Source organism: Corynebacterium sp. MSK008 (assembly GCF_030232585.1).
Classification (GTDB): Bacteria; Actinomycetota; Actinomycetes; order Mycobacteriales; family Mycobacteriaceae; genus Corynebacterium.
The window spans coordinates 1-14364 of record NZ_JASPJX010000006.1 but is presented as its reverse complement, the minus strand read 5'-3'; the positions used below and the strand labels follow the sequence as shown (position 1 = coordinate 14364).

Below are 14364 nucleotides of genomic sequence, written 5' to 3'. Positions count from 1 at the left end.
CTGCTCTTATGCCCGGTTGCGGTTGAGCAGGAAAACCACCGCACCAATCACGGCGAGCAGCAAAACGGCGAGGCCACCCAGCAACGGCAAGGACAACCCGCCGGACTTGTCCTCTGCAGCTTCGGTGCTCTCCGCTGCTTGTGTGGTTTCCTCCACCGTTTGCTCCTCATCTGAGCCGCTAGCACCGTCGAACTTGATCGGCTCATCCGACGGCTCCGGACCGTTCTCATAAGTCGGGGTCCAGTCCGGGCCACCGTCCACCGGCTCACCGTCGAGCATCACCGCGAACTCGTAAGGCTGCTCCACGCCGGTCGCTTCGCCCTCGCTTTTCGCACCCATGCCGACGTGCAGGAAGTAGTACCCCTGGTGCGGGTTGTCCCCGCCGTACATGGTGAACTGCGCTGGCGAGACGGGGCCGCTCTCCTCCTCTTTGTCATAGAAGCTGAAGTCCCTCGTCGCGGTTTCAATGCGTGTCGGGTCGAAGATCTTGATCTTCATCGAGTCCGCGTCGTTTGTGACCGACTCACTGACCTTCATCTTCATCACCGGGCGCTGGCCCCAGGTCACAGGGATCTTGTAGAAGCGGTACTCGCCGGGGACAATCTTGTCGGCATAGGTGCCTTCGGAGATCTCAACCGCGTCGTTGAAACTCGTGCCGCCGGTGATCTCCTGGGAGGTGCCGAGGGGCACCTCGCCGTCATACTTGCCGGAGGAGATACTCCGGCCCGACCACTCCTTCGCTTGCTCCGCATCCGGGATGGGCGAGTAGAACACGTTGACTTCGACGTTTACGTCATCGACAAGCTCGGCTCCCCTCTTGAAGATCTGCGTGGTGATCAGCCAATCGCTCATATCGCAGTTATCCAGCTGATCTTCACGGGCCAACGAGATCCAGTACGGCTCCATAGCGAATTTCGCGCTACCTGCGATGCTGGCGGGGCTGAGTTTTGTCTTGGCCCTACCGCAGTTCGGGTCGTTCTCATTGGTCTGCGCGGAGGATTCGAGGACCACCTCAGCATCTTCGAAGTGCCCGTCGGGCTGCCAAATTGGGGTCATCGCGATCAGCGCGTTATAGCCCTCCGGCACGGACACTCGGAAGTAACGGTCGGTTTTCGCGTTGGAATCCGGGGTCACCTTTGTCTGGTACTGCCCCTCGCCGAGCCACTTGGCGCTATCAGGCGAATCCGCGAACTCGAACGGCGTGCCTTCAACCTTGTACTTGCCGATGTCGCGCTGAGCCAGGAACTTCAGCGACGTCGCCAGGCTGCTTGCATCCTTAGCCTCCAGGAACTGACCGTTGCCGGCCTCCGCGATGCACTGCAGCTCCTTGCGCGCCGCGTCGTCCACCTGGAAACCCACTGTGTGAATTGCTAGGTCAACGCCGTCTTCGGCCAGCTCCTTGGCCACCTCGCACACCGGCGGCGGCGCGCAGGAATCAATGCCGTCCGAAACCAGGATGATTGAGCGCTCCCCCTCGTCTCCAAGCTCTTCTGCGGCCTTGCGCAGCGAATTGCCCATCGGGGTGTAGCCCTTCGGCTCCAGGCCGTCGATTGCCGACGTGAACTTCGCCTTGTCAATCTTGCCCACTTTGGCCAGGGTCTCCACGTCTTTGCAGCCGCGCTCGCGGTTGTCCGGCGCGTCCGACTCATTCGCGCCGTAGGCCATCAGCCCCATGTTCGCGGTCTCCGGCAGCGACTCCACCAGCTCATTCGCCGCCTTCTTCGCCGATTCCATGCGCGTGCCCTCGGCGTCTGCCTCAACCATCGACGACGATGCATCCAAGATCAGCATCGCCTTGCTGTCTTCCGAGCCTTCGGAGGCCGCGGACGAAGTATTCGTCGACGTCGTCGACGAAGAGGTCTCCGTCACCGTGGACACCGCCGTTGACGACGACTGCCCCCACGCCACCGGCGCCCACGCCAAGCAGCAACACACCGCAATCATCAGCGCGAGAACGACCCTCGCGCCTTTCTGCGAAACCGACCAACTCATTTTCACGCGCCCTTCTCTGATGTGTGCAGAATCACTTTGGACAATAAAAGAACTTCACTACACCTGCACGCCTCGTTATCACTTTGTAAAGACCCCGGCCCACATTCTGCGGCCGCAGAATCCACGCGCTTCGAAAGTCTCATCTAATACTTGAGGGTGTTCTGCGGCCGCAGAATCACTTGACCCTCGACCACCCAACCCTCAACCCGAGCTTGAGGGTGTTCTGCGGCCGCAGAATCACTTTTCAATCTTCGCAAATAATTTTGAAGAACCCCTTTACATCGCACACACTTTCGCCTACCCTCGACCCCACAGCGACCATCCAGCCATCGCCCAGGGGGCTTCCCGTGACCACAGCCACCAGCAAAACACTGCAGCTTATAGACGATCTAAAGTTCCACCACTGCGAATCCCACACCCACCGTGCAGACATGCTCGATGCACTCGGCCAGCTCGACGAAGAGGACATTGCCGAACAACGTGGCGAATTCTCCACTGCCACATGGCTCAAACGCGAGCTCAATCTCCCGCCATCCACCGCGTACGAGTATCTCCGCGTCGCCCGGGGCCTACGCCGGTTCCGCCTGCTGTTTGAGACGTTCCGTTCCGGCGTGATGCCGTACAACACGATGCGTTTCTTACTGAAATTCATGCACGAGCAGAACGAGGAAGAACTGATCGACCTCGCACTCATCCATGCCTTTTCCGAGCTCGAACGCATCCTCGCCGGCACCGACACCGCCGATGAGAACGAACCCGAAGAACCATTTGTGAAGGCCGATTTCCGCGCCGACGGAATGATGGATTTCCGCGCGCTCCTTCCCGCGGTACGCGGACAAGCACTGCTCACCGCGTTGAAGGTCGCTCAGCTGGCCAATTACTGCGCCGAGCTACCCAACTCAGAAGAGCTCGCGGACCCGGACAAGCTTGACGAGTTCATCGCGGCGGCCGAAGCAGAAGCAGAGTCTTGCCCACCTGATTTCACTGCGGACGCCCCTAAACCGCGGAAGTCCAAGCTCGATCTGGAGTCGATTCTGCGCCCGCCCTCACGCTTCGGCCCGCCGGAGAAGAAGGACCTCTACCCCGCCTTCATCGCCATGATGGACATGGTGCGCGACAGCCCCACCAGCCCGCTTCGTACCCCCGGCGCCCACGTCAACATCGTGCTCACCGAGGACGGCGGGGCGTGGATGCCGGAGAACATTTCGGCACGCTCCGCGGAGGTCCGCAGTTACATTGCCAACGCCACTGTGCGAATGCACCTATTGGACAAGAAGGGGCTGACCATCAACGTCGGGCGCGCACAACGCTTCGCCACTGACGCGCAAGTGCTCGCGCTATTGACCGCCTGGGGCCACCAATGCGCAATGCCCGGATGCAGCCATAGGCGTTTCATCGAGATCCACCACATTCAGGAATGGGAGGACGGGGGTGCAACGGACATGGACAACCTCATCCCCTTGTGCTCCAGCTGCCATTCGAAGATCAGCCACGGCACTGCCTACATCCAGGCGCAAGGGCCCGACCTGTACTTCCGTCTTCAGGACGGCACGCAGTATGTGTCCAGGAACAGGTCGCTGCCCACCCGCACCTACAACCACCAGGGGCCGTTGCGCGACACGGTGACGTCGGGAGACAGCTTCGACGAGCGGGCCGGCGCCTAGTCGCGCACGAGCTCAGCTGCGGCCGGGCCGGCGACGTCGAGTTCGATGACGCGGAGACCGGCGGAACGTGCTTCGTCGAGAAGCGACGGCTCCACCTCAGTGGTGGTGAGCACCAGTGCGGTCGGGCCGGCGCCGGAAAGGTAGGCGGCGTGGCCGCGGTTGCGCAGGCGGTTGACCCACTCCGCAGTCACTGGCAGGACGTCGGCGCGGTACGGCTGGTGGAGGCGGTCGCGGGTGCCCTCAAAGAGCAGCTGCGGGTGGTGCTGCAGCGCGGCCGTCATCACCGCGGTGCGCGAGACATTGAAACGCGCGTCCGTGTGGGTGACGTGGCTGGGCAGCACCTTGCGCACGGCGTTGGTGGAAGCGTGGAAGTCAGGCACGAGCGCGACGGCCTTAATCGACTCGTCCACCGGGATGCGCACGGCGCGGTAGGACGGCTTGGACTGGCCGTCGACGGGAATGTCGGTCCAGGACACCACTGCCCCGCCGAGGGCGGATGCGCCGGCGTTGTCGGGGTGGCCCTCAAACTCGGAGGACAGCTGCACGACGGCTTCTTCATCAAGCGGGGAGCCCGCCAGCGCGTTGGCGGCGAACACACCGGCGACGGCGGCCGAGGCGGAAGATCCGAGGCCGCGGGATTGCGGGATGGTGTTGTGGCACACCACGCGCAGGCCGGGTGCGGAGACGTCCGCGGAGGCCAGGCCGGACTGGATGGCCCGGACGACGAGGTTGGAGCTGTCGCGGGGAAGGTCGTCGGCGCCCTCGCCGAAGATTTCCACCTCAAGGCCGGAGTCGGTGACCTCAACCTCAAGGGTGTCATAGATGCTCAGCGCAATGCCGAGGGTGTCGAAGCCGGGGCCCAGGTTCGCCGAGGAACCGGGGACGGTGACCTTGACTTTCAGGCCGGGTTGCAAATCAATAGCCATAGACGGAAACCTTAGGAATCGAGGCGGATGACGGAGTTGACGGCGAGGACGTCGTCGTGGCCGGAAAGCTGCTCCACGATCGCGTTGAGGTCCTGCTCGCGGGCGGCGTGGGTGACAACGATCAGGTGCGCCTCGTCGCCGGACTCCTCCTGGCGAACCGCGGACAAGGAAATGCCGGCCTTGGCGAAGCGGGCGGTGAGGTCTGCGAGTACGCCGACGCGGTCGTTGACCGTCATGTTGATGGTGTAACGCGTGGTCACCTGCTCGAACGCGACAACCGGGTAGTCCGCGTACGGGTTCTCGGCCGGGGCACGGCCGCCGTGGACCTTGTTGCGGGCAGCGCCGACCAAGTCGCCGAGTACTGCGGATGCGGTGGGGGCGCCGCCGGCGCCGTTGCCGTAGAACATGAGTCGACCTGCTGCTTCTGCCTCGACGAAGATGGCGTTGTAGGACTTGTCCACGGACGCGAGCGGGTGCTCGTTGGGCACGAGGGTCGGGTGGACTCGGGCGTTGACGCCGGTGGTGTTGCCAGCGTCGTCGACAAGCCGCTCGCAGATAGCCAGCAGCTTGATGGTGTGGCCGGACTTCTTGGCGGCCTCTATGTCGTCGGCGGTGATTTTGGTGATGCCTTCGCAGTAGACGTCGTCGAAGGTCACGCGGGTGTGGAAGCCCATGGAGGCGAGAATGGCGGCCTTGGAGGCAGCATCGTGGCCCTCCACGTCCGCGGTCGGGTCGGCCTCCGCGTAGCCGAGGCGGGTGGCCTCAGCGAGCGCTTCCTCGTAGCTGGCGCCGGTGGATGCCATGGCATCGAGGATGAAGTTGGTGGTGCCGTTGACGATGCCGGAGATGCTCTGCACCTGGTCGCCCGCGAGCGAGCGGCGCAGCATGCCCACCACCGGAATGGCTGCGGCGACGGCGGCCTCGTAGTAGAGGTCGACGCCGGCGGCGTTGGCGGCGTCTGCAAGCTCAGCGCTGTGGGCGGCCACAAGGGCCTTGTTCGCGGTGACGACGGACTTACCGGCTTTGAGCGCCTCGAGCACGAGTTCGCGCGGGTAGTCGATGCCTCCGATGAGCTCGACCACGATGTCCACGTCGTCGCGGGTGACCAGTTCGCGTGCGTCATCAGTCAAGTACAGGCCCTGGACCTCGGGGGCATCTTTATGCTTCTCGACGTCCGATACCGCAACGCCTCTCACCTCGATCGGGCCACCGATACGGTTCTCCAAGTTGGAGGAGAACTCGGACAGCAGGCGCAGCACCTCTGTGCCGACGGTGCCCTTGCCCAGCACTGCGATGCCCACTGGGGTGCCGATGCCCTTGCCCGGGTAGTTGCCGTTGTATCCCTCGGCGGTGGCGGAAGTCATGATGCGTGTAGCTCCTTCGTCGTACGTTGCGGGGATCAGCGGTGGACCGCTTTGTCTACTATCGCGCAAATGGCACTGCCGGTCAATTAATATTCGCGGGCGATCAGATCCTCGACGGTCTCCCGGCGCACCATCGGCGTGACCTCGCCGCCGCGCACGGACACCACTGCTGGGCGGCCGAACGCGTTGTAGTTCGAGGCCATCGAGTAGCAGTAGGCGCCGGTGGCGGCCAGCGCGATGAGATCGCCTGGGGCGATGTCATCGGGCCAGGAGGCTTCCTCCACCAGGATGTCGCCGGACTCGCAGTGGGATCCGACCAGGCGCGTGTCTGTGGGGGCGCCGTCGGTGAAGCGGTTGACCACGCGGGCGTCGTAAAGCGCGCCGTATAGCGAGGGGCGGATGTTGTCGCTCATGCCGCCGTCGACCGCGATGTAGCGGCGCGAGGTGGTGTACGAGGTGTCCACATCCTTGATCACGCCGGCGGTGTAAACGGTCACTGCGGACGGGCCGGCGATCGCGCGGCCGGGCTCGACCACCACGGTCGGCGCGGCGATGCCGAGCTCGTCAGCGACTTCCTGCACTGCGGCGAGGAGGTCGCGCGCCACCGCGTTGACGTCCAAGGGCGACTCCCCCGGCATGTAGGCGATGCCGTAGCCGCCGCCGAGGTCGAGGTAGCCCAACGCCACGCCCTGGGTCTTCCAGATCTCGGCATACAGGCCCAGCACGCGCTCGGCGGCAAGCTTGAACCCCTCGGCGTCGAAGACCTGGGAGCCGACGTGGCAGTGCAGGCCGGTCAGCTCCAGCGAATCGGATGTGATGGCTGCGGTGGCGGCCGAAAGGGCGTCGCCGGTAGCAAGCGAGATGCCGAACTTCTGGTCCTCGTGGCTGGTGGCGATGAATTCGTGCGTGTGCGCGTCCACACCTGGCTTCACGCGGACAAAGACATCCTGCTTCACGCCCGCCTGCTTCGCGACGGCCTCCAGCTGCGCCAGCTCCTGCTGCGAGTCGATAACCACATGGCCGACCTTGGACTCCACGCACAGACGCAGAAACTCGTCCGACTTGTTGTTGCCGTGCACGGTGATGCGCTCCGGTGGAAAGTCCGCGGCTAGGGCGATGCGCAGCTCGTTCTCGCTGGCCACGTCGAGGGCGAGGCCCTCTTCGTCCACCCAGCGCGCCACGCGGCGGGTCAGAAACGCCTTGGAGGCGTAGTGCACGTTCCCCGGAGCCAGAAATGCGGCGGCCATGTCGCGGCAGCGGGAGCGGAAGTCGTCCTCGTCGATGACCACCACAGGGGTGCCGTACTCCGCGGCAATCTCCGGCAGCGGCACACCGGCGATAGTGACCACGCCGTCTTCCTCGCGCTTGGAGCAGCGGGGCCAGACGTGTGCGGGCAGGTCATTGAAGTCGCCGCTGTCTTTCTCGTAGGGCGTGGAGACGAAAACGGTCATTTACATCCGCTCCGGTGCGCTCACGCCGATCAGGCCAAGTGCGTTTGCGACGACCTGGCGCGACGCCATCGCCAGGGCGAGGCGGGCGGTGTGGATCGGCTCCGCATCCTCGCCGGCCTTGGGCAGGATCTGGCACGAGTCGTAGAACTTGTGGAACGCGCTGGCCAACTCCTCTGTGTAGCGGGCGATGCGGTGCGGCTCGCGCAGCTCGGCGGCGGCGCGCACGACGGCCGGGTACTCGCCGAGGGTGCGGATGAGGTCGCCCTCCTTGTCGTGGGTGAGCAACGCTAAGTCCGGGTCGGCGTAGGACACGCCGGCTTCTGCCGCCTTGCGCCCGATGGAGCACAGGCGGGCGTGGGCGTACTGCACGTAGTAAACAGGGTTGTCGGAGGACTGCTTTGTCCACAGGTCCAGGTCGATGTCCAGTGTGGAGTCCACCGAGGAGCGCACCAGCGAGTACCGCGCGCCGTCGACGCCGATGGCGTCCACGAGGTCCTCGAGCGTGATTACGGTGCCGGCGCGCTTGGACATCTTCACGGCTTGGCCGTCGCGCACCAGGTTGACCATCTGGCCGATGAGCACCTCGACAGCGTCCGCGTTGTAGCCCAGCGCCTGCGCCGCAGCCTTCAGACGCGCAATGTAGCCGTGGTGGTCAGCGCCCAGCATATAGATGGCCAGGGTGTGCCCGCGGTCGAACTTGTCGGCCACGTACGCGATGTCGCCTGCGATATAGGCGGCGTCGCCGTCGGACTTGAGCACGACGCGGTCCTTGTCGTCGCCGAAGTCGCTGGAGCGCAGCCACCACGCGCCGTCGTTTTCGTACAGGTTGCCGTTGTCCTTCAGCGTTTGCACGGCCTTGTCCACAGCTCCCGACTCGAACAGCGAGTTTTCGTGGAAGTACACGTCGAAGTCCACGCCGAACTCGTGCAGGGACTGCTTGATCTGCGCGAACATCATCTCCACACCGGCCGCGCGGAAGGTTTCCTGCACCTCGGCATCGGTGCCGTCGAGAGCATCAGGATGCTTTTCGACGACCCCCTGGGCAATCTCGCGGATGTAATCGCCGCCGTAACCGTCCTCCGGAGTGGGCTCGCCCTTCGCGGCGGCGACGAGCGAACGGGAGAATCGGTCGATCTGCCCGCCGTGGTCGTTGAAGTAGTACTCGCGGGTCACCTCCGCGCCGGCGGCTTCGAGCACGCGGCCGAGCGAGTCGCCCACTGCCGCCCAGCGGGTGCCGCCGAGGTGGATCGGGCCGGTGGGGTTGGCGGAGACGAACTCAAGGTTGATCTTCTCGCCCGCGTACAGATCGCTGTGGCCGAACTTCTCGGCCTCGTCCAGCACCTTCGCCACGAGTTGGCCCTGCGCGCCGGCGGCGAGGCGCAGGTTGATAAAGCCGGGACCGGCGATCTCGGCGGAGTCGATTGCGGGGTTGTCCGACAGGTCGTCGACAAGCCAAGTTGCAAGCTCGCGAGGGTTGGTGCCAGCTTTCTTGGCCACCTGGAGCGCGATGTTGGTGGCGTAGTCGCCGTGCTCGGGGTTGCGGGGGCGCTCCACGGTCACGGTGTCGGGGACAACGGAGGCGTCGAGGTCGTGGGCGGCGAGCACGCGCGTCGCGGCCTCTTTCACGGTGGTTGCGAGTTCAGCTGGCGTCATGGAGCACAAGTCTAAATCACCCGCCGACACCGCACGAAGCGTGCCCACAGCAAGGTCTATGCGTTAGGTCACACCAATTTTACTTACCCTGATTGGTCACTTTCGGCTACCTAATGGCATATTCTTTTCCCAGTCATTGCCCGTTCCTGACTCGAAAGAGCCTCCCATGGATCAATTCCAAGTCTTCACCGACGCAGTCGGCGGCAACGTGGGCCTCTCGGCACTGGTGTCTACCTTGCCGCTGCTCACGTTTTTCATCATGCTGCTCGGTTTCAAAGCCCGCGCGCACACCTCCGGCGCAGTCGCGCTGGCCGTTGCCATCCTGGTTGCCATCCTCGGCTTCCACATGCCCACCGCCATGGCCATCTCCTCGGCCTTCCGCGGCGGCCTATTCGGCTTGTTCCCCATCGTTTTCGTGATCCTGACGGCCATCTGGTTCTACCAGATCACCGTCGCGTCCGGACGTTTCGAGGATCTGCGCCTCGTATTCGACAAGATGGGCAACGGCGACGTGCGCATCCAGGCGATGCTCATCGCGTTCTGCTTCGGTGGCCTGCTGGAGGCGCTCGCCGGCTTCGGCGCGCCGGTGGCCATTACCGCCACCATGATCCTGGCCCTGGGCATCCCGCCGCTAAAGGCAGCGACCGTGGTGCTCATCGCCAACACTGCCCCGGTGGCGTTCGGCGCCGTGGCCATCCCGATCACCACCGCCGGCGACGTGGGCGGCCGCACCCTCGAGCAGACTGAAAACATCGCGGCGATCGTGGGCCACCAGACCCCGTTCCTGGCGTTCTTCGTCCCGTTCATCATTGCCCTGCTTATCGACGGCTGGCGCGGTGTCCGCGAGACTGCACCCGCAGCCTTCGTCATCGGCCTGTCCTTCGGTATCGCCCAGTGGTGGACCTCCAACCACTTCGCCTACCAGCTCACCGACGTGATTGCCTGCATCATCGCGCTGGGTGCGGCGTTCGTGTTGCTGCGTTTCTGGCAGCCGCGCGGCGTCGAAGGCATGCGTGAGCGTCTCGGCCTGGAGCACAGCGCCACAGCCGACGGCGAAGAGGTGGACCTGCCGTCCAACCGCGTCTTCATGGCGCTGCTCCCGTACGCGGTGGTTGTGGTCGTGTTCGGCCTGGCCAACCTGGGCAGCACGATCCCGAACTGGCTGAAGCAGTTCAAGATCTCCTTCCCTTGGCCGGGCCTCGACGGCCAACTGCTCAACGCAGCGGGTGAGCCGGTCAACAGCGACTACTCGTTCGCCTACATCAACAACCCGGGCAGCCTGATGGTCATCTCCGCCCTGATCGTCACCGTGCTGTACATGGCGTTCAACGAGAACGGTCGCTACAAGCTCACCTGGGGTCAGGTGGGCAAGGAATTTGTGGACACCGCCTGGAAGATGCGCTGGTCCGCGCTAACCATCGTGCTCGTCCTCGCGCTGGCGTACGTGATGAACTACTCCGGCCAGACCGTGACCATCGGCGAGTTCTTCGCCAACCTCGGCCCGGCGTTCGCGTTCTTCGCGCCGATTCTCGGCTGGGTCGGCGTGGCCGTCACCGGTTCCGACACCTCCGCCAACGCACTGTTTGCCAACCTCCAGGTCACCGCCGCAAACAACCTGGATCTCAACCCGGACCTCATGCTGGCCGCGAACACCACCGGTGGTGTTGTGGGCAAGATGATCTCCCCGCAGTCCCTCGCCATCGCCGCCACCGCGGTGAACATGGAGGGCAAGGAGTCCGAGATCTTCAAGAAGGTCGTCGGTTGGAGCTTCGGCTTCCTGGTTGCTGTGTGCGTGATAGTGTTCCTTCAGACGAACGTTCTGGAAGCACTTGCGCCGGTCGTTCCGTAACTGACAACCGAATATCGGAGCCCTCGAGGTCATCACAGCCTGCGGGGGCTTTCATTTTTCCCTGTGATCTCACAATTTAGGAGTCCGAACATGCGAGTAGCGCTGTTTTCTACTTGTATCGGCGACGCCCTCTTCCCCGACGCGCACAAGGCCTCGGCCATTGTGCTTTCCCGCTTGGGCTACGACGTTGTCTTTCCAGACCAGCAGACCTGCTGTGGCCAGATGCACGTGAACACCGGCTATAAAGAGCAGGCAATTCCGATCATCGAAACCTATGTCGATGCCTTCTCGGACCCCTCCATCGACTACGTCGTCGCACCCTCCGGCTCGTGCGCCGGTGCCGTGCGCGAGCAGCACGTCGAGCTGGCGGAGCGTTTCGGTTCCAAGGCACTGGCGGACGGCGCCAGGACCGCGTCGAAGAAGACCTACGACCTCTCCGAGTTCATCGTGGACGTCGCGGGCACCTACGACGTGGGCGCGTTCTTCCCGCACCGCGTGACCTACCACTCCTCCTGCCACTCCCTGCGCTTCATCAAGGTCGGCGACCGCCCGACCGAGCTGCTGCGCCACGTCGAGGGCCTGGAGCTGGTGGATCTGCCCAACTCTGAGGAATGCTGCGGCTTCGGCGGCACCTTCTCCGTGAAGATGCCCGAGGTCTCCTCCGCCATGGTCTCCGACAAGGTCCGCCACATCAAGGACACCCAGGCCGAGTACGTCACCGCCGGTGACTCTTCCTGCCTGATGAACATCGCGGGCGCAATGTCCCGTCAGCACCAGGGCATCCGCGCTGTGCACATGGCGGAGATCCTCGCCTCCACCAAGGAGCACCCGCTGACCCCGACGTCGGCGGCGTACAAGAAGGAGAAGATGCTGTGAAGGTCGCACTCGGTCAACCCACTATGCCGCCGTTCGCGAACGGCCCTTCCCACCTGCGGGGCAAGGAGAAGTTCCAGAAGGCTGCGCACCACGAACTCAACGACGTAACCAAGCGCCGCAACTACCAGTACGCCACCACCACCATCCGCGTGAAGCGCCAGGCTGTCGTGGACGAGGTGGACGATTGGCAGGATCTGCGCGAGGCAGGCTCCACCATCAAGCGCGACGTCGCTTCCCGCATGCCCGAGCTGCTGGAGCAGTTCGAGGAGAACGTGACCGCCCGCGGCGGCCATGTCCACTGGGCACGTGACTCCAAGGAAGCCAACGAGATCATCCAGGACTTGGTCAAGGCCACCGGCGAGGACAAGGTTGTCAAGATCAAGTCCATGGCCACCCAGGAAATCGCCCTGAACGAGGAGCTGGAAAAGGCCGGCATCTTCGCGCAAGAGACCGACCTGGCAGAGCTCATCGTGCAGCTCGGCGAGGACTTCCCCTCCCACATCCTGGTCCCGGCGATCCACCGCAACCGCGCGGAGATCCGCGACATCTTCGCCGCGAAGATGCCGAACACGGACGAGACTCTCACCCAGGACCCGGCGGAGCTGGCTGAGGCTGCCCGCAAGTACCTGCGTCAGCAGTTCATGGAGGCAAAGGTGGCCATCTCCGGCGCCAACTTCGGTTGCGCGGACACCGGCACCGTCTCCATCGTGGAGTCCGAAGGCAACGGCCGTATGTGCCTGACCTTGCCGGAGACCCTGATCACCGTCATGGGCATTGAGAAGCTGCTGCCGAACTTCGAGGACCTCGGCGTGTTCCTGCAGCTGCTGCCGCGCTCCTCCACCGGCGAGCGCATGAACCCGTACACCTCCCTGTGGTCCGGCGTGACCGAGGGCGACGGTCCGCAGAACTTCCACATCGTCCTCCTGGACAACGGCCGCACCGCCGCTCTGTCCAGCGAGATCGGCCGCGAGGCCCTGAAGTGCATCCGCTGCTCCGCCTGCCTGAACGTCTGCCCAGTCTACGAGCGTGCCGGCGGCCACTCGTATGGCTCCACCTACCCGGGCCCGATCGGCGCGATTTTGTCACCGCAGCTGACCGGCATCGACTCCTCGGACGACCCGAACGGCTCCCTGCCGTACGCGTCTTCCCTGTGTGGCCGCTGCAACGAGGTCTGCCCGGTGAAGATCCCGATCACGGACATTCTGCTGGAGCTGCGCTACCAGAAGGCGAAGAACGAGCCGAACCACGTTGAGCGCGCGGCGTTCGCTTCCCTGGCCCAGGTCTGGGGCCGCAGCGGCGTGTGGGACAAGCTGGTCCGCATGGTGGCCCTGGGCCGCGTGCTTGGCGGCTTCAACGGCAAGATCGACCTCATGCCGCCGCCGATCTCCGGCTGGACCGAGTACCGCGATGTCGCCGTGCCGCCGAAGAAGTCCTTCCGCCAGTGGTGGGGCTCCGAGGAGGCCGAGCGTCTGCTCGCTGAGGCCCGCGAGCAGGGCATCCCGGAGGGCCAGAAGGTCACCGGCGAGCGTTTCGAGGAAGAGGACAAGTAAATGACTACTCGAGTAAACGGTAATTCTGCCCCGCGCGACACCCGTAACGAGGACGCGAAGCGCGAGATCCTCAAGCGCATCCGCGACGCACAGCAGCTGTCCAACACCCCGGAGCACGTCGAGGTGGTGCGCAACTACAACACCTCCTCCGACATCTCCGGCGACGAGCTGCGCGAGATCCTCATCGACCGCCTCGTGGACTACAAGGCGGACGTTGTGGAGACCACCGAGGCGACCCTCGCCGAGGACATCGTCAAGGTGCTCGCGGACCGCAAGTGCAACGAGGTCGTCTACGCCCCCGGCCTGGACGCCTCGCTTTTCGACGGCTTCGCAGGCACCGCACGCCCGGATTCCAACGACACCGATCCGCGCGAGCTTTCCGACGTCGACGCCGTGATCACCGACTCCAAGGTCACCTCCGCGCAGACCGGCTCCATCGTGCTGGAATCCGGTGACGTGTGCGGTCGCCGCGCCCTATCCCTGGTCCCGGACCGCCACATCTGCATCGTGCGCCCGGAATCCGTCGTCTTCGGCGTGCCGGAGATGATCTCCCGCATCGACCCGGAGCGCCCGGCGACCATGATCTCTGGTCCGTCCGCGACCTCCGATATCGAGCTCGTGCGCGTCGAAGGCGTGCACGGCCCGCGCGACCTGATCGTGATGGTTGTGAAGTAGCCGGCGCTTAGCCTGGCATAACGAAACGGCCGGTCCCTCTCGGGGCCGGCCGTTTCGCTGTCATTGTTTCCCGTGTCACGCCGTTCCCGCGGCGCGCACCAATGATTATGCGACATGGGTGTTGCAAATCCATGGGGTGAAGCTGGGAGTCACCCTAGGGTTCGTTCCAATTTCGTTGGCTGTGGATCCGGGTGCTAATCTAGACGGCATTGTCTCCGTAGCTCAGTGGATTAGAGCATCGGTTTCCGGTACCGAAGGTCGCAGGTTCGAATCCTGTCGGGGACACCATGTCATGAGTCGCGTCATGCTTGACGCATGAGTCGCGACATGTTGGACGGACCGGCATCCCAGTTGTTTTTGTTCT

At 64.1% G+C, this 14364-nt stretch carries 10 protein-coding genes and 1 tRNA gene; 6 read left to right on the top strand and 5 right to left on the bottom strand.

All coding sequences use genetic code 11. From position 1 onward, the window contains the following. Positions 1-6: 6 nt before the first annotated feature. Entirely contained in the window at positions 7-1992 is a 1986-nt protein-coding gene (locus tag QP996_RS06165; RefSeq protein WP_284871732.1) for a vWA domain-containing protein, read from the bottom strand. A gap of 347 nt (positions 1993-2339) precedes the next feature. On the opposite strand from QP996_RS06165, the gene QP996_RS06160 reads away from it, so the two are divergent. Further along, on the top strand, positions 2340-3656 hold the full coding sequence (locus QP996_RS06160; protein WP_284871731.1) for an HNH endonuclease signature motif containing protein: 1317 nt from the start codon (positions 2340-2342) through the stop codon (positions 3654-3656). On the opposite strand, the gene thrB is transcribed toward QP996_RS06160, so the two are convergent. The 4 genes from thrB to argS all read right to left on the bottom strand — a co-directional run bounded on the left by thrB (position 3653) and on the right by argS (position 9050). Beyond that, on the bottom strand, positions 3653-4582 hold the full coding sequence (gene thrB / locus QP996_RS06155) for a homoserine kinase (protein WP_284871730.1): 930 nt from the start codon (positions 4580-4582) through the stop codon (positions 3653-3655). The genes QP996_RS06160 and thrB overlap by 4 nt on opposite strands. A gap of 11 nt (positions 4583-4593) precedes the next feature. Beyond that, positions 4594-5946: a homoserine dehydrogenase gene (locus tag QP996_RS06150; RefSeq protein ID WP_284871729.1), complete on the bottom strand. Its 1353-nt coding sequence runs from the start codon at positions 5944-5946 to the stop codon at positions 4594-4596. Between the two features lie 86 nt (positions 5947-6032). Further along, entirely contained in the window at positions 6033-7397 is a 1365-nt protein-coding gene (gene lysA, locus QP996_RS06145; protein ID WP_284871728.1) for a diaminopimelate decarboxylase, read from the bottom strand. Next, positions 7398-9050: an arginine--tRNA ligase gene (gene argS, locus QP996_RS06140; RefSeq protein WP_284871727.1), complete on the bottom strand. Its 1653-nt coding sequence runs from the start codon at positions 9048-9050 to the stop codon at positions 7398-7400. A 166-nt stretch (positions 9051-9216) separates the two neighbouring features. Here argS and QP996_RS06135 point away from each other — a divergent pair, with 166 nt between their 5' ends. The 5 genes from QP996_RS06135 to QP996_RS06115 all read left to right on the top strand — a co-directional run bounded on the left by QP996_RS06135 (position 9217) and on the right by QP996_RS06115 (position 14288). Next, positions 9217-10899 carry an L-lactate permease gene (locus QP996_RS06135; protein ID WP_284871726.1) on the top strand — a complete coding sequence of 561 codons (1683 nt, stop codon included), beginning with the start codon at positions 9217-9219 and terminating at the stop codon, positions 10897-10899. Positions 10900-10989: 90 nt separating this feature from the next. Further along, a complete protein-coding gene (locus QP996_RS06130) occupies positions 10990-11775 on the top strand; it encodes a (Fe-S)-binding protein (protein WP_194560253.1) in 786 nt (261 codons plus the stop codon). After that, on the top strand, positions 11772-13325 hold the full coding sequence (locus tag QP996_RS06125) for a LutB/LldF family L-lactate oxidation iron-sulfur protein (protein ID WP_284871725.1): 1554 nt from the start codon (positions 11772-11774) through the stop codon (positions 13323-13325). Before QP996_RS06130 ends, QP996_RS06125 begins: the two co-directional genes overlap by 4 nt. Beyond that, positions 13326-14000, top strand: a complete 675-nt coding sequence (locus QP996_RS06120; RefSeq protein WP_284871724.1) for a LutC/YkgG family protein — start codon at positions 13326-13328, stop codon at positions 13998-14000. It begins immediately after the preceding gene. A 211-nt stretch (positions 14001-14211) separates the two neighbouring features. Continuing rightward, positions 14212-14288, top strand: a tRNA-Arg gene (locus tag QP996_RS06115). The last annotated feature ends 76 nt before the right edge of the window (positions 14289-14364 follow it).

Coding starts and splice junctions, on each gene's coding strand:
- QP996_RS06165 (WP_284871732.1), bottom strand. CDS start 1,992: ATGAGTTGGTCGGTTTCGCAGAAAGGCGCGAGGGTCGTTCTCGCGCTG.
- thrB (WP_284871730.1), bottom strand. CDS start 4,582: ATGGCTATTGATTTGCAACCCGGCCTGAAAGTCAAGGTCACCGTCCCC.
- QP996_RS06150 (WP_284871729.1), bottom strand. CDS start 5,946: ATGACTTCCGCCACCGCCGAGGGATACAACGGCAACTACCCGGGCAAG.
- lysA (WP_284871728.1), bottom strand. CDS start 7,397: ATGACCGTTTTCGTCTCCACGCCCTACGAGAAAGACAGCGGCGACTTC.
- argS (WP_284871727.1), bottom strand. CDS start 9,050: ATGACGCCAGCTGAACTCGCAACCACCGTGAAAGAGGCCGCGACGCGC.
- QP996_RS06135 (WP_284871726.1), top strand. CDS start 9,217: ATGGATCAATTCCAAGTCTTCACCGACGCAGTCGGCGGCAACGTGGGC.
- QP996_RS06130 (WP_194560253.1), top strand. CDS start 10,990: ATGCGAGTAGCGCTGTTTTCTACTTGTATCGGCGACGCCCTCTTCCCC.
- QP996_RS06120 (WP_284871724.1), top strand. CDS start 13,326: ATGACTACTCGAGTAAACGGTAATTCTGCCCCGCGCGACACCCGTAAC.